The organism is Lysobacter brunescens (genome assembly GCF_042677005.1).
In the GTDB taxonomy this organism is placed as follows: domain Bacteria; phylum Pseudomonadota; class Gammaproteobacteria; order Xanthomonadales; family Xanthomonadaceae; genus Lysobacter_I; species Lysobacter_I brunescens.
In genome coordinates this window covers 2,160,140-2,176,067 of sequence record NZ_JBHTIF010000001.1, presented here as the reverse complement: position 1 = coordinate 2,176,067, position 15,928 = coordinate 2,160,140, and the positions used below count along the sequence as shown (strand labels likewise).

The 15,928-nt window shown below is 66.6% G+C and carries 12 protein-coding genes; 9 read left to right on the top strand and 3 right to left on the bottom strand.

The annotated features are described in order from the left end of the window. The first annotated feature begins 10 nt into the window (after nt 1-10). The 6 genes from ACFQ0E_RS09560 to ACFQ0E_RS09535 all read left to right on the top strand — a co-directional run bounded on the left by ACFQ0E_RS09560 (nt 11) and on the right by ACFQ0E_RS09535 (nt 9,123). Complete coding sequence (locus ACFQ0E_RS09560; protein ID WP_386823420.1) at nt 11-652, top strand: FMN-binding negative transcriptional regulator; 642 nt, start codon at nt 11-13, stop codon at nt 650-652. A gap of 60 nt (nt 653-712) precedes the next feature. After that, entirely contained in the window at nt 713-1,981 is a 1,269-nt protein-coding gene (locus ACFQ0E_RS09555) for an ATP-grasp domain-containing protein (protein WP_386823419.1), read from the top strand. Beyond that, nucleotides 1,978-3,471: an MFS transporter gene (locus ACFQ0E_RS09550; RefSeq protein WP_386823418.1), complete on the top strand. Its 1,494-nt coding sequence runs from the start codon at nt 1,978-1,980 to the stop codon at nt 3,469-3,471. Before ACFQ0E_RS09555 ends, ACFQ0E_RS09550 begins: the two co-directional genes overlap by 4 nt. A 7-nt stretch (nt 3,472-3,478) precedes the next feature. Beyond that, complete coding sequence (locus tag ACFQ0E_RS09545; RefSeq protein ID WP_386823417.1) at nt 3,479-4,732, top strand: ATP-grasp domain-containing protein; 1,254 nt, start codon at nt 3,479-3,481, stop codon at nt 4,730-4,732. Nucleotides 4,733-4,789: 57 nt separating this feature from the next. Continuing rightward, a complete protein-coding gene (locus ACFQ0E_RS09540) occupies nt 4,790-7,072 on the top strand; it encodes a carbohydrate binding family 9 domain-containing protein (RefSeq protein WP_386823416.1) in 2,283 nt (760 codons plus the stop codon). 293 nt (nt 7,073-7,365) lie between these two features. After that, entirely contained in the window at nt 7,366-9,123 is a 1,758-nt protein-coding gene (locus tag ACFQ0E_RS09535; RefSeq protein WP_386824097.1) for a M28 family metallopeptidase, read from the top strand. Nucleotides 9,124-9,223: 100 nt separating this feature from the next. On the opposite strand, the gene ACFQ0E_RS09530 is transcribed toward ACFQ0E_RS09535, so the two are convergent. From ACFQ0E_RS09530 to ACFQ0E_RS09520, 3 genes are all read right to left on the bottom strand, one after another. Next, nucleotides 9,224-9,748, bottom strand: coding sequence for a hypothetical protein (locus tag ACFQ0E_RS09530; protein ID WP_386823415.1), 525 nt, complete (start codon nt 9,746-9,748; stop codon nt 9,224-9,226). Nucleotides 9,749-9,911: 163 nt separating this feature from the next. After that, a complete protein-coding gene (locus ACFQ0E_RS09525; protein WP_386823414.1) occupies nt 9,912-11,039 on the bottom strand; it encodes an NAD(P) transhydrogenase subunit alpha in 1,128 nt (375 codons plus the stop codon). 242 nt (nt 11,040-11,281) lie between these two features. Continuing rightward, a complete protein-coding gene (locus ACFQ0E_RS09520) occupies nt 11,282-13,735 on the bottom strand; it encodes a DUF1631 family protein (RefSeq protein WP_386823413.1) in 2,454 nt (817 codons plus the stop codon). Nucleotides 13,736-13,819: 84 nt separating this feature from the next. Between ACFQ0E_RS09520 and ACFQ0E_RS09515 the strand changes: the two genes are divergently transcribed. From ACFQ0E_RS09515 to ACFQ0E_RS09505, 3 genes are read left to right on the top strand one after another with little or no spacing between them, the layout of a single operon-like run. After that, the gene (locus tag ACFQ0E_RS09515; RefSeq protein WP_386823412.1) at nt 13,820-14,413 is read left to right on the top strand and encodes a nitroreductase family protein; all 594 of its coding nucleotides are present in this window, start codon (nt 13,820-13,822) and stop codon (nt 14,411-14,413) included. Then, nucleotides 14,410-15,357, top strand: coding sequence for a 5'-3' exonuclease (locus ACFQ0E_RS09510; protein ID WP_386823411.1), 948 nt, complete (start codon nt 14,410-14,412; stop codon nt 15,355-15,357). The genes ACFQ0E_RS09515 and ACFQ0E_RS09510 overlap by 4 nt, the downstream gene beginning before the upstream one ends. A gap of 7 nt (nt 15,358-15,364) precedes the next feature. After that, nucleotides 15,365-15,922, top strand: coding sequence for an NUDIX hydrolase (locus ACFQ0E_RS09505; RefSeq protein WP_386823410.1), 558 nt, complete (start codon nt 15,365-15,367; stop codon nt 15,920-15,922). Nucleotides 15,923-15,928: the final 6 nt, after the last annotated feature.

Sequence of the window (15,928 nt, the reverse complement as noted above, 5' to 3'; positions counted from 1 at the left end):
CCCAACATCGATGCATAGACAACCGCTCTTCGACGTCCAGGACCGATCACGGCTGCATGGCCTGATCCGCGAATACCCATTGGGCACGCTGATCATCCAGACAGACAGGGGGCCGTCCGTCGACCACCTTCCCTTCGTGCTGGAAACCGCCACGAGCCCGCTCGGCATGCTCAAGACGCATGCCGCAAGGGACAATGAATTCTGGTCGATCGTCCCGGATGGACTGGAATGCCTGGTCGTCTTCTCCGGACCGAGCGCCTACATCTCGCCATCGTGGTATCCATCGCGCACCAAGCACGGCCGTGTCCAGCCGAGTTGGTACTACAGCGTGGTCCACGCACGCGGCAGGATCCGGCTCGTGCGCGACGCCGCGACGCTCGCCGCCGATGTCCGCAGCATGACCGATTACTTCGAGGCTGGCAGGGAGAACGCCTGGCGGGTCGATGAAGCGCCGCAGGATTTCATCGGTGCGCTGGTGGAGCACATCGTCGGCATCGACATCGAGATCACCCAGCTGATCGGCAAATGGCAGGTCGGCCAGCAACGCAACCCTGCGGATCGACAAGGCATCGTCGAGGCGCTTCGCAAGATGGACATGTCGGCCGAACGCAAGCTCGCCGACACCATGCTTTCCTCCGCCCGCTCGCGTTGAGGCGAACCAACCACCCTCCGCATGCCAATGCCCCCGAGTTCATACCTGGAGTTCCCCGCGATGGAAACAAACCGCAAAGGCCAAGATTACTGCCTGATCCTCGGCTCCGAGAAATTCCGCGATCGATCGCTCCTCGGCGCAGTGCGTGCGACCGACATGCCTGTCGCCGTGATGTACCCCAACGCGACGATCAACGGGCATGCGTTCGCCGACCTCACGATCAACGGCAACCATTGCCATCCGAAAGAGGCCCTGGCCGCGATCGAGCGCTTCCGCGCCCGCACGGGCGCCAAGCCGAGGGCAATCGTGCCCTTGATCGAAATGTGCATGGAAGCCGGACTGGAGATCGCCAGGACTTACGGCCTGCCCTACCTCAGCGAAGCGACGATCGGCCGGGCGCGCAACAAGTACGAAATGCGCAAGGCCTTCGAAGCCGCCGGGCTTCCGGTTCCACGCTACATGCCGTTCACGACGCTGGAAGAACTGGAGACCCACGCGCCGCAGCTCGGCTTCCCCGTCGTCGTCAAGCCGCGCAACGCGGGCGGCAGCGAAGGCGTGATGCTGGTGAGGGAACAGTCCGAACTGGGTGCCGCCTATGCCCATCTGCGGCAGGCGATGAGCGGCTACCAGCAGCGCCACGGGCTCGATGAATCCCTGTTCCTCGTGGAGGAGTACATCGACGCTCCCCACGAGGTCTCGGTGACGCTCGCCACCTCGAAGCGCGGCGTGGTCGCGCTCACCGTCGACGACAAGTATCTCGGCGCGAAGCCCTACTTCGTCGAGATGGGTCATTCGATGCCAAGCGTGTTCAACAAGAGCCGGGTCATACGCGAAACTGCAGAGGCAGCCTGCCGTGCGCTCGGGGTCGACCGCGGCGTGGTCGAGGTGGAGATGAAGGTCTATGACGAGAATCGCGTCGTCCTCATGGAGCTCAACGCGCGTCCGCCCGGCGACGGCACCTTCGACATGATCGAAAGCACTTCGGGCATCAATGCCTTCGAGATGCACACGAAGTCCTACCTGCGCGACGACTACGAGCCGCACGGCATCGAGCTCCGCGGACGCGCCGCGATCTCATTCATGAATGCGGCTGCAGGCGTCGTCGAGCAGGTCAACCTGCCGGCAACCGAAACCCTGCCCGATTGCGTGCAGACGATCTACACCTGGCGCAAGCCGGGCGACCTGATCGTGCGAAGCCACGACTCCAACAGTCGCGATGGCTGCGTGCAGTTCTACTGGCCGGACGATCCGGTCGATGGGTTCCTCAGCGAGCACCTGCAGATCGCGGCATCGCTCTCGCAGCAGATCTACAAAGTCGCCCCCCGATGACCCCCGCCGGCAACAGGAAGCCACACCTAGCGGTTCTGGCGGCCGTACTGCTCTGCTCGTATGCGATCGCGATGGAATCGACCGTGGTGGTCGCGGCGATTCCGACCGTCATCCAGAGTTTCGGCGGCCTTTCGGACATGAGCTGGGTATTCAGCGCCTACCTGATTGCCCAGGCGGTCACCATGCCGCTGTTCGGAAGCGCCTCGGACCGCCTCGGTCGCAAGGGTTGCTTCGTGTTCGCGGCAGCCATCTTCTTTGCAGGAACGCTGGCCTGCGGGCTGGCGTGGGACATGCTGTCCCTGGTGCTCTTCCGCGTGCTCCAGGGTGTCGGCGCGGGCGGCCTCATCACCGTCGGCACGGCTGCGCTCAACGATGTCATTTCCGATCAGTCGAGAGGCAAGTACCAGGCGATGGGGAGTGCCGTATGGGGCATCGCTGCCATCTCCGGGCCGGTCATCGGCTCGGCGATCATGGAGATCCTAGACTGGCGCTACATCTTCTGGATCAACCTCCCGATCGTGGTGATCTCCACGATACTCCTGGTCGGCTTCTATCGCGGCAGGCCGAGCAATGAGGCAGGGGAAGAGAATGCGGATCGCAGCCTCGCCGTCATGCCGTCCGCATACCTGTGCGTGACGCTGCTCGCGACCATGATCGCGCTCGTCCACGGCCAGTCCATATCGCCAATGCAATGGCTGGCGATCGGACTCATCGGCGCCGTATCCGCGATCCTCCTGTGGCGCTCCCAGCAGGATGCCGCTTCCGCACTGTTCCCGACCAGCCTTCTCCGCCTCCCGGTGGTGCTGAAGGCGGTGGTCTCTGCCTTCATCTGTGGCGCGATCGCGATGGGGTTGACCGTGTATGTCCCGACCTTCGCTGCGGTGGTCCTGCGAGCGGACTACCTGGCGATCAGCTCGACGGTCGCCGTGATGACGTTGACCTGGACCTTCAGCGGTATCGGCGTCGGCATGCTCATCCGCTCGCAGCATCATGGCACGCTCGTCAACCTGGCCGGGGCGATCGTACTGGCCGGCTCGCTCGGGCTGTGCCTGGCTGCACTGCAGTCCGGAAACGAAGGACTTATCCTGGTTCTTGCGATGTCGGGCGTCCTCGGCATCGGCCTGGGCGCGTGCAGCGTCATCTTCTCCGTCGCCCTGCAATCCGCCGTCACCGATACCGTGCGGGGAAGCGCGACCTCCCTGTTCTACCTGTCGCGCATGCTCGGTCAGTCCATCGGCGTGGCGGTCTGCGGAGGCCTGCTGGCCAGTGCCGATCCGATCGCCCGTGAACTGATGGCACGCGTGTCGTCGATGGACCCTGCGGACGCTGCGCATGCGATGGCTGCGGCCTCGGGCGCGGCCGACTCGATGCGTAGCGCCTTTCTGGTGATGTTCGCGATGCTCGCGGCACTCGCGGCCCTCCATCTCCTCTTCAACATCCGCACTCGGCATCGGACGGCAGCCATCGAGCCGAGCCGCACATGGCATTGAATCACGCATGAAAATCCTGATCCTGCACAAGATCGATTACGCCAAGATGCTGTACCACAACGGCATCGACCACGACCTGCACGATGTGGTCTACGTCGGCACGGCCGAAAAGCTCAAGAGCGTTCCGCCAGACCTGCGATGCAGGAGAGTCGTCCGGGAGGACAGCGCAAGCGGCATCTGCCAGTCGGTGCTGGAAGCGCTGAAGGCATCGCCGGGCGAAGGAGACGACGACACACGTCCTTTCGACCGCATCATCTCCCTGTCGGAATACGAGTTGCTCGCTGCAGCGGAACTGCGCGATGCGCTGGGCGTGCACGGACCCAGTCTTTCCGATGCCCGGCTCGTGCGCGACAAGGTCGCGATGAAGAAGGCGGTGACGGCGATGGGAATCGACGCTCCTCGCTTCATCTCGCTGGCCACGCTGCGCAGCGGCAATGCCTCACTCGAGTGGACCGGCAGGACAGTGCTGAAACCGACGCATGGCGCCGGCAGCGAGGATGTCGTCATTTTCGAAAACGCCTCATCCGCCATGGCCGCCATCGATGGCCACTGCACAGGCGTGGCGGCCATCGATGGCGAACGACCGAATTACGATGCCTACGAACTCGAGGAATTCGTCGGCGGACCCATCGTCCATTTCGATGGACTGGTGCGGGACGGCGTGGTCGAAGCCGCCTGCGGCAGCCGCTACATCGGCACTTGCCAGCGTTACAACGAGAACGAGCCCCTGGGCTCCTATCAGATCGACCTGGGCGCGGAGCGCCTTGCCTGGATCCAGCGCGTCATCGAAGCGGTGCGCATCCGGGTCGGCGCCTTCCACCTCGAGGCGATCGAATCCGAACGCGGCCTGGTCTTCCTGGAAATCGGCAACCGCATCGGTGGTGCCGGCGTGACGCAGGCGACCTCGCTGGCATGGGGCGTCGATCTCCAGGAGCTCGAGCTTCGCCTGCTCGTCGACGAGTGTCATTTCGATCTGCGCCAGATCGCCAGGCAAGGGAAGTATTGCGGCTGGTATGTCGTGCCGGGGCATCGCTATCGCCAAGGGCGCTGGTCGGAGTCCGGCGCCTTCGAGCAGCTCAGGAGCGACGCGCGCGTCATCGAATGGCACGAGCGCGATCCGGACGCAGCATTCGACGACTCGCCGGACTACGACCTCCCGTCGGTTCCCTACGGCGGAATCGTCGGCGCGCAGCGCTCGGAGGACGTCCGCGACTACATCTCCGGACTGTTCGCAAGCCTGGCGTGGCATCCCGCCGCTTGATCCGGCGCCGAATCATCGGTGACGTGCTTTCCGTCGCCCACCATGGACCGTAGCCAAATGACTCCGGGCATCAAGTTGATCGCGCAAAACCGCATGACCCGAGCAAACGTCCGCTTTTCGCGCAAGTCCGGGATGCGCCTCCAGCTGCTGCTGATGGCGCAGTTTTTCGTCAGCCCGATGATCGCGAGTGCAGACGAGAACACCATCCGTTCCATGCGCCTGCCTGCTGACGAGAAGGTGGTGCTGGACGGGACCATGGCTCAGTCCGTCTGGCAACAGGCGCCTGTGTTCGAAGGCTTCGTCGAGCGGTCGCCCAGATTCCAGGCGACACCGGAGCATGGGACGAAAGTCCGTGTCCTGTTCGACGAGCATGCACTCTACGTCGGCATCGAAGCGATGGATCCGGAACCCGGACTCATCCGCGCGCCATTGGTGAGGCACGACACGGTATACCGCACTCAGGATTTCGTGGCGCTGTTCATGGACCCGACCGGCCAGCGCAAGGCCGCGCAGTTCTTTCGCATGAACGCCTCCGGAAGCACCGGGGATGGGCTGTACACGAACGACGACAACCAGGACTTCTCGCCGGACTTCGTCTTCGAGGGCGCCGCCAGGCGCAGCGAACAAGGTTACTCGGCGGTCTTCCGCGTTCCGTTTTCGTCGCTGCGCTATTCGAAAAGCGGGAAAGGGCCATGGCGGATCATGATCGTGCGCAACGTGCCGCGCGACCGATTCCATACGATCACGTCGGTGACGGTGCCCCTGGAGGCCACCTCGTTCATCGACGCGATGCAGCCCCTGCAGGATATCGAACCGCCGGCTGCTACGGCGCTCGAACTGCGTCCGAACCTGACCTATCGGCAGACCGGCGAGCGCGATGCCGATTCCAGCAGGACGGCCGACCGTGAGTGGAACGTCGGACTGGACTTCAAGTGGCAGGCCAGCCCGGAATGGGTCATCGATGGCACCCTGAATCCCGATTTCTCCCAGGTGCAGCTCGATGTCCCCCAGCTATCGGGCAATACGCAGTTCGCTCTCTATGTCCCGGAAACACGGGCGTTCTTCCTGGAATCGGCAGATCTTCTGCGCACGCCGACCGAAGCGATCTACACGCGCACGGTGACGTATCCGCGCTGGGGCCTGCGCAGTACCGCGCGCACGGCGCATTGGTCCGGCACGGCCTTCACCCTGCGCGACGATGGCGGCGGCCAGGTCTTGATCCCCGGCGCCTATTCCACGGAACAGGTGGACCAGCCGGCATCCTCGGCGAGCCTCGTGCGGCTGCAGCATCACGGCGCAGGCTTTTCGGTGGGCGTCCTGGCCTCCAATCGCCAATATGCGGATGGCATCGGCAGCAACACCGTCGCGGGCGCGGACCTCGTGTGGCAAGCCTCCCGTTTCCTGCGCCTCACGGGGCAATGGTTGATGGCGGATACCACCGCACTGCCGGGTGACGATGGCTTGCTCGCACGCGGCGAGGCACGGCGAGGCAGCAGCATGCACCTGGCCGCGCAATGGAAGACCGAGAACGCCGACACCAACCTGACCTATTCGGATATCAGCTCCGGATTCCGCAACGACATCGGTTTCCTGCAGCAATCGGGCGTGCGCCGACTGTCCGGCACGCAGCGCTGGATCAGGCGCAATCTCGGTCCCGTCAACGAATTGGTGGTCAGCCTTTCGGCCGAGAAGGCCGTCGCGCGCGACCATCACGAACTGATCTCGGAGTCCGTGGTTCCCGGCATCTCGATCGAGAGCCTCTGGAATTCCAACCTGTCCCTGGAATACCGGAATTGGACCCGCTTCCGGACCGCCCCCGGGACGCCGCTGCTCGACGAAACCTACTGGCATGCGACATTCAGCATCAGCCCGTCCGACCGGTTCTCGATGCTGTCGATAAGCGCCGATGTCGGAGACCTTGCGGACACGCTGTCGGACGAGGTCCTGCCTGGCCATCGCCTGACCGTCGACGCGGCCGTCAGGCCCCTGCCCAGGCTCGAAGTCGAGGCGAAGCTGTCCAGTGCAGCGCTGAAATCCGATGGCGGCCGAGTCTATGGCGAGACCGCATCGCAACTGCTTGCCATCTGGCACTTCAACGCGACGCAGACCTTGCGTCTGATCGCACAGCGCACCTTGTACGAACGGTTCCTGGCCTCCGGCGTGAAGACGGACAGTGACCATGTCGACCTGGCGACACTCACCTACGCCCTGCGCAGGAGCGCCGGCACGGCCTTCTACATGGGCGCGAGCTGGCAGAGCGAGAAGGACGCCAGCGTCATGCCGGAAGATCGCAGGATCAGGACCGAGCTGTTCCTGAAGATGCAGGTCGCTTTCGACTGAGCGCCCCAGGCGATCGCCCCCGGTCGTCGACTTGAAGCTGCTGATCGGACAGGGCGCCGTCGGTGCCAGCCCCATGGCCGGTCATGGGCCGTGGCTGCAGCCGCCGGGCGGAGAACCGACAAGTGACGGGTCCACGAGATGATCGCCTCCCCGCCCCCCCTCCCCGCAGGCAGGACGCGCATCCCGATCTCCCAGCCCCCAACAATCCCCGCACACCCGCCCCCACCCTGTCCGTCGTACACTCGGAGGTTCCGTTCGTCAGGAAATATCGAGACCGTACGATGAGCCGTTCATTGCCCAAGACCCTGTTGTTGTCCCTCGCTGCCGCTGCTGCGCTGAGCGCGTGCAAGGGCGAGGAAACGCCGGCTGCGAAGCCGGCGACGGATGCCGCGAAGCCGGCGGCGTTCGCGTTCAAGGATGCGCTGGATCCCGCCGATTTCGCGGAGCACGTGCGCGTGCTGGCGTCGGACGAGTTCGAGGGCCGCGCGCCGGGAACGCCGGGCGAGGAGAAGACCGTCCAGTACCTGAAGGCGCAGTTCGAGCGCATGGGGCTGAAGCCGGGCAATGGCGACAGCTACTTCCAGGTGGTGCCGATGATGGAAACCACCGCCGATGAGTCGACGACGATGACCATCGACGTGAAGGGCACGCCGCGCACGCTGAAGTTCGGCACCGACATGGTGGTCGGCACGCGAACGGGCCAGCCCGAAGTGAAGATCGACGGCAGCGAGCTCGTGTTCGTCGGCTACGGCGTGGATGCGCCGGAGCAGAACTGGAACGACTATGCGGGCGTCGACGTGAAAGGCAAGACCGTGGTCATGTTCGTCAACGACCCGGGCTTCCACAGCAAGGACGCGACGCTGTTCGACGGCAACCGGATGACCTACTACGGTCGCTGGACCTACAAGTTCGAGGAAGCCGGCCGCAAGGGCGCGGCAGCGGCGCTGATCATCCACGACACCGAAGGCGCGTCGTACGGCTGGGACGTAGTGAAGAATTCCTGGTCCGGCGCGCAGTACGACCTGCGTGCGGCCGACGACCCGGCGCCGCGCGTGCCGCTGCAGGGCTGGATCACCGGCGAGCAGGCGAAGACGCTGTTCGCCGACGCCGGCCTCGATCTCGATGCGATGCGCGCGGCTGCGGGCAAGCGCGGCTTCAAACCGGTGACGCTGCCGGCCAAGGCCAGCGTGACCCTGAAGAGCACGATCGCCGAGAAGGAATCGCGCAACGTGCTGGCCCTGCTGCCGGGCAGCGAGCGTCCCGAGGAAGCCGTGGTGTACATGGCGCACTGGGACCACCTGGGCAAGCACGACGGCGAGGAAGGCGACAACATCTACAACGGTGCCGTCGACAACGCGACCGGCGTGGCCGGCATCCTGGAAATCGCCGAGGCGATGGCCAAGGGGCCGAAGCCGAAGCGTTCGGCGCTGTTCGTGGCGGTGACGCTGGAGGAATCCGGCCTGCTCGGCTCGAAGTACTACGTCGCGCATCCGAGCATCCCGCTGGATCGCACCGTCGGCGTGATCAACATCGATGCGATGAGCGTGTCCGGCCGCACCCGCGATCTGACCGTGGTCGGCAAGGGCAATTCGGAGATGGAGGACATCCTCAAGCCGATCGCCGAGCGCCAGGGTCGCACGCTGGTCGAGGAATCGAACCCGGCCGGCGGCTATTACTTCCGTTCGGATCACTTCAACTTCGCCAAGGCCGGCGTGCCCGCGCTGTACGCGGACGGCGGCACCGATCTGATGGAAGGCGGCACTGCTGCGGGCGAAGCGGCCGGCAAGGACTACAACGAGCATCGCTATCACAAGCCGGACGACGAGTACGACCCGGCGACGTGGAAGCTCGACGGCACGATGCAGGACCTCGCATCGCTGTTCGAGGTCGGCCTGGCGCTGGTGCACGACACCAACCTCTGGCCGAACTGGTACAAGGGCAATCCGTTCCGCGCCGCACGCGACGCGATGATGGCAGCGAATCCGCCGGCCTCGCTCAAGGCCGCGCAGGCGGCGTCGCCCACGGATGCTGCGGCACAGGCGAAGCAGTAAGCGCAGATCGACACGCTGACACGACAACGGCGCCCGAGGGCGCCGTTGTCGTATGGGGAGGCTGGACCTCCTCCCCCGCGTGCGAGGGAAGGAGAAAAGCTCAGATCGAGCGTGAGAACGTGAAGCTGTTGGTGACGCGATCCTCGACGGCCTGCGTCAGCGGCTTGGCTTCGCGCTCCGCATCGCGGGCCTGGCGCTCCTGCAGCACGCGCTCGTGCTGGTCGACCTTCGCGGTCACCTGCTGCTCGCTCTGCGCCTTCGACTGCTCGATGTTGACGTAGCCGCTGAAGATCGGTTCCTTGTCGATCTTCTGCGCGAGCATGACATGGCCATTGCGCACGTCCATGTACTCGGGCTTTTCCGACAGGCCGGGCGTGGTGCGCGCGGTGAGCACCACGTCGGTGGCGACCTTGCGCGCCTCGTCCTCGCTCAGGCCGGCCTTGTTCTGCACCAGGTTCACCGCACGGACGAACAGCTCGCGTTCGCCTGCGCTCATCTCCAGTTCGCGCGCCTTCTGCGGTGCCTGCAGCATCGGGCCTTCGCGATCGGGCGGTGCGAGGGTCACGCCATGCGCGCCGCGCGTGTCCTGCGGTTCGGTTGCCTGCCCTTCGAATGACTGACGCATGTCACGGCCTCCTGCGGGTGTTCCTTCATCGAGCGGCACCTGTCGTGGTGCCGTCGGACTGCCCCGAGGGTAGGCCTACCACGCACGGCAGGCAAGCCTCGGCGCCTGCCCGGTCGAACGGCAGGCGGTGGCAGTTCAGGACAATCGATCCGGCGCCGGAACGTCAGGACGCCGCGCGCTCCGGCCACACCGTCTTGGCGAGCAGCTCGTCGTTCCAGTCGAAATGCAGCGCGCCCTGCTTGTCGAGCAGCAGCGAAACGAAGTTGAAGACGTTGCGCGCGAACATGTCGCTGGCGTGCATCGCGCCGCTGCTGGCGAGGTTGAGCGGGCCGGCGATGGTGACGCCACCGTGATCGATGGTCTCGCCCGGACGGGTCAGTTCGCAGTTGCCGCCGGTCTCGGCGGCCAGGTCGACGATCACGCTGCCGGGCTTCATGCCGGTGGCCATCGCGGCGCTGATGATCTTTGGTGCAGGACGACCGGGCACGGCGGCGGTCGAGACGATGACGTCGACGCCCTTGAGGTGGTCAGCGAGTCGCTGCTGCTGCAGGGCACGCTCCTCGTCGGTGAGCTGGCGTGCGTAACCGCCTTCGCCAGCGGCGCTGACGCCGAGGTCGAGGAACTTGCCACCGAGCGATTCGATCTGTTCGCGGGTTTCCGGGCGCACGTCGAAACCTTCGACCTGCGCGCCGAGGCGCTTGGCGGTGGCGACGGCCTGCAGACCGGCGACGCCGGCGCCGATGATCAGCACCTTCGACGGCCGGATGGTGCCGGCGGCGGTGGTCAGCATCGGGAAGAACTTCGGCGCCAGCTGCGCGGCGATCAGCACGGCCTTGTAGCCGGCCATGCCGGCCTGCGAGCTGAGGATGTCCATGGCCTGGGCGCGCGTGGTGCGCGGCAGGCGTTCGAGCGGGAAGGCGACGAGCCCGCGGGCCTGGATGGCTTCACCGCGCGCGGCGTCGGCCTGCGGCTGGAGCATGCCGACCAGCACGGCGCCGGACTTGATGGAGGCGATGGCGGCGGCCGGCGGCGGCTGCACACAGGCGACGATGTCGGCCTGGGCGAGCACGGCGTCGGCGGTATCGACCAGTTCCGCGCCGGCATCGACGTAGGCGCTGTCGGGCTGGTGGGCGGCCAGGCCGAGTCCGCGTTCGATGCGGACCGTGGCGCCCGCTGCAACGAGCTTCTTGCAGGTCTCGGGCGTCAGTGCGACGCGCCGTTCGCCGGGTGCGGTTTCACGCACCGAACCGATGACCACCTTCGCCGCTGCACCTGCACTCGCTTCCGCCATTGCCCGCACTCCTAGCGCCTTCTTGGGTGACCGGCATCCTAGCAGGTTGCGATGACCGCTCTCCTGCAGCGGCGACATTGCGCCACAACGAAAACGCATAACACGACTGCGGTCGCGGGCCGGGCCTCCGCCCGGCAACGCGCACGCACGCCCCCGCAAACGAACGGGCCGCCGGCAACGATGCCGACGGCCCGGGTTAGCGCCAGCGCTGGCGTCGGGTCAGCCCGCTCAGGCGCTCCCGATCAAGCAATCCCGCTGACGGCGGTGCGCGACTGGTTGAGGGTCTGCCACATCTGGCGCATGGCCTCGTCGAACGGCGCTTCCGAGGAACGCAGGATCACGCGGTTCTTCGCGACCAGTGCAGCCAGCTCTTCCGGCGTCACCACCAGCTTGCGCATGCCGCGGCGGTTGACGATGAGGAAGCGCGAGGTCAGCGGGCTGACCCAGGCGATGCGGCCTGAGGTTTCCTGGCCATCCTCTTCGATCAGTCGCAGGTTCTGGCCCACGCGCAGGCGGCGCAGGCGCGCGGCAAGCGCGGGGTCGAAGTCCAGCGAGTCCGTCCCGCCGACCACGCGCAGCCCGCCCCAGTTGGCGGCATCGTTCGGCTCGACCGAAGCGGCGACATCTTCCTCGACCGGCAGGGTGTGGCGCATGCGCGCGCGGTCCGGGAAAGCCAGCGCGGAGACGATCTTCGACAGCGAGTCGCGCGCGGCGACGGCGTCGAGACCGCAGCTGGCATAGCAGCGGCCGAGCGGCGCCTGCAGTTCGAGGATCTTGTCGGCGACGCGGCCGCCCTCGGCGCGCATGGCGTACGCATCGGCCTGCACCAGGCTCTCGCCGATGGCCACGGCGGAAATGTACTGGGCCGAGCTGGGGCCTTCGCGCAGCCAGGTCTGTACCAGGTGATGGCGCCAGTGCCCGGTGAGGAACTCGGCGATGCCATCGGTGAGCGGACGCTCGGCCAGGCGCGAGGCGACGAGTTCGTCGACCGCGCGGCGGGCGTGCTGCAGGCGCTCGCGGCCACCCACGGCCTCGGCGGCGCGCTGCTCGGCGACTTCGCGCATGCGCTTCTGGTTGTCCAGGTGGTCGCGCAGCTCGGACGCGGCGAGTTCGAAGATCGCCTTGTCGTCGCGGTATTCCTCGACCACGCGATCCACGGCGAGTTCGGCGTGGGTCAGGGTCTGCTGGTCCTGCGGCGATTCGCCGGTGTTGCCGTCGCAGGCTTCGCTCAGCGCTTCCAGCAGCTTGCGGCCGGGATGGGCGCGCTGGTCGAACAGGCTGTCGTCGGCGAGGGCGAGCTTGAGATACGGGCCGACCAGGCGGCCGTAGAGCGCGCGCGACCGGGTCAGCGCGGCATGACTGCGGGCCAGGGTCTGCAGCAGGATGCCGACGAGGTCGATCGCGTCCTCGTCCAGCTCGCTGAAACGCGTCTGGGTGGGGTCGTAACCGAGCTGGCGCGAGCCGCTGACGATCTGGTCGCGGATGACGGCCGAGAGCGGCCGCTGGTCGTCGCCGGCGATCGCTCGCACGTACGGCGCCGGGTCGTCGCCCTGCAGCATCGAGGCGATACCGAGCAGTTCCTGCGGGCCCAGCACGCGCACGCCGACCATCGATGAGGGCGGCGGCGGCATGGAGCCGGGGCGCAGCACGGTCTGGCGCCAGGCGCGCAGCTGCTGGTGGACGGATTCGCGGTAACGGAGTGGACGACCGGTGCCGTCGCCCAGCATCGAGGGGCCCGACGGCGCGCCGTACGGCTGGCCGGGCATCGGCGCGCCCTGCATGGGCATGCCCTGCATCGGTGCGCCCTGCATCGGCTGGCCGGGCATCTGCTGCCCATAGCCCCAGCCCTGGTTCGGCGCAGGATGGCCGTAACCTGCGGGTGCCTGGCCGTAGCCGGGCTGCGGCTGGCCATAGCCATGCGGCATCGTGTTCTGGCCGGGATACGCGGGCTGCTGCGGGCGACCTTCGACCAGACCGCCATCCGGCGTCCAACCGGCCTGCGGCGACTGCGCCTGCGGCATCTCCGGCTGCACCTGCTCACGCGGCGCGAAACCGACATCCAGGCTCTCGTTGACCTTGGCGTACAGCTCGACCAGCACCTTCGACAGGCGCTTTTCGAGCTGGAGGAAGATCAACCGGCGCAGTTCGGGCGTGAGGTCGTCTTCGGAGAAGAGTTTGACGAAGGCCGTGACCGGCACTTCGGGACGCAACGGATTGACCTCGGGCGACTGCCTGGGCAGGCCCAGCGCGGTGGCCAGCGCGTCGAGGCGCTCGTGCATCATCTGCAGCGGATGCATCAGCTGGTGTTCCAGCAGTTCGATGATCTGCTGGCCGGACAGGTGCGATTCGATCTGGGCCTCGGACATCAGGCTCATGCTCTTGTTCTCGACCGGGCGCGGGCGCGGGTTGCGCCAGGCGTCGAACGCGGATTCGAGGGATTCGCGGTAGCGGTTGGCCAGCTCCAGCGCACGCTGGTTGAGCAGGCGGATGGCGAGACGGTCGTCGTAGATCGCGCGGCTGTCGTGGCTGGCGATCGCGGCCAGGCGCACCTGCTCCTCGATGTCGCCCCAGAACCCGGCAAGCACGCCCGACAACGCAGTGACGCTGTCGCGGCGCAGCGATTCGTAGACCTTGTCGGAGCTTGGGCGGGGTGGAGCGGGCGAGCGGCCAGGGTAGTACCGGCTGTTGTCGTCCATGGTGTCGTCTCGGGGGGATTCGGGGGAGAATGAGGCGTCTGGACACCCAGACGATACGATCCTTCAAACCGTACTGAGGCGTCTGTGACCCGACTCGCAAATCATCAGCAGCAACGATTGCAATTGCTCGACAGCCGACGGTCGGTACCCAGTCGACTGCTGGGCGGTCCGGGACCAAACCGTGACGAAATTCTCCAAATCCTGCAATCTGCGGTCCGGGTCCCCGACCATGGCAAGCGCGTGCCGTTCCGCTTCCTCAGGATCGAAGGCGACGCCCGTCACACGCTCGGCGACATTCTCGCCCGGCGCAGCCGCGAACGCGACCCTGCGGCTTCGGACAGCGTGGTCGAGAAGGATCGCCTGCGCTTCTCCTTCGCCCCGGTCATCATCACGGTGATCGCCAGGCAGGGCCCGGACGAGAAAATTCCGGCCCAGGAGCGCCTGCTGACCGCCGGCTGCGTCTGCTTCGCCCTGCTCCAGGCCGCGCAGGCGATGGACTTCGGCGCGCAATGGCTGACCGGCTGGGCCGCCTACGACCCGGCGATCCGCGCCACGCTGGGCGTGGCCGACGACGAAGTGGTCGCCGGCTTCATCCACATCGGCACGCCCCAGGTCGAAGCGCCCGAGCGCGAGCGCCCCGACGCGGCGGCGCTGCTGACCGACTGGACGCCTGCATGAGCGCTGCCGACGCGCAGGCCGCACCGGTCTACCTGATCGACGCCAGCATCTATGTCTTCCGCGCCTGGCACACGATGCCGGACGAATTCCGCGACAGCGAAGGCTGGCCGACCAATGCGGTGCAGGGCTTCGCGCGCTTCCTGTTCGACGTGCTCGAACGCGAACGGCCCCGGCACATCGCCGTGGCCTTCGACGAAGCCCTCGATTCCTGCTTCCGCAATCGCCTGTATCCGGCCTACAAGGCCAACCGCGATCCCGCGCCGGAGGAACTGAAGCGCCAGTTCGCGCACTGCAAGGCGCTGTGCGCGGCGCTCGGCCTGAGCGTGCTGCGCCACGACGACTACGAAGCCGACGACCTGATCGGCACCGCGCTCGTGCGTGCACGCGCCGATGGCCATCGCGGCATCATCCTGTCCGCCGACAAGGACCTGTCGCAGCTGCTTCACATCGGCGACGAACAGTGGGACTACGCGCGCAACCAGCGCTGGGGCGCGCACGGCGTGAAGGCGCGGCATGGCGTGGAGGCGCACCAGATCGCCGATTACCTCGCGCTGTGCGGCGACGCGGTCGACAACATCCCCGGGGTGCCCGGCGTCGGCGCGAAGACCGCAGCGGTGCTGCTCGCGCATTTCGGCGATCTCGACAGCCTGCTGCGTCGCGTCGACGAGGTGCCCTTCCTGCGCTTTCGCGGCGCCGCGCAGGCGGCAGCGAAGCTGCGCGAACACCGCGACAACGCCCTGCTCTTCCGCCAGCTCACCACGATTGCCTGCGACGCGCCGCTGGACGGCGCGCATCCGCGCTTCTCGCGACTCGGCGCCGATGCCGACGCACTTGGCGCCGTGTGCGAGACGCTGCGCTTCGGACCGATGACCCGGCGCCGCGCGTACACGCTGGGCGGCCTGGAATTCGCCGCGCACGCCCCCTCTCTTCCCGACGATTTCTGAGGCCCGAATGACCGATCACGACGAGACCCTGTACGAAGGCAAGTGGTTGCGCATGAAGCGACGTGGCCAGTGGGAGTACGCCGAGCGCACGCATGGCAAGAACGGCATGGCGGTCATCATCATTGCGGTCACACCACAGGATGAGGTGCTGTTCGTCGAGCAGTTCCGGGTGCCGCTGGGCGCGCGCACCATCGAGATGCCCGCCGGGCTGGTCGGCGACCTGAGCCACGGCGACGGCCTCGAAGACACGCTGGAAAGTGCGGCGCGCCGCGAACTGGCCGAGGAAACCGGCTGGGACCCACAGAAGGTCGAGGTGCTGCTGATCGGCCCCACCTCCTCGGGCATGAGCAACGAACGCATCGCCTTCGTCCGCGCCACCGAACTCGTGAAGGTCGGCGACGGCGGCGGCGTGGATGGCGAGGACATCATCGTCCACGCCGTGCCGCGCATGCAGGCGCCAGCCTGGCTGGTCGCGAAGCAGCGCGAGGGCTACGAACTCGACCTCAAGCTCTGGGGCGGACTGTGGATGATCGAGCGCAATCCGGATGGATCGCCGGTGGCTTGAAACCGC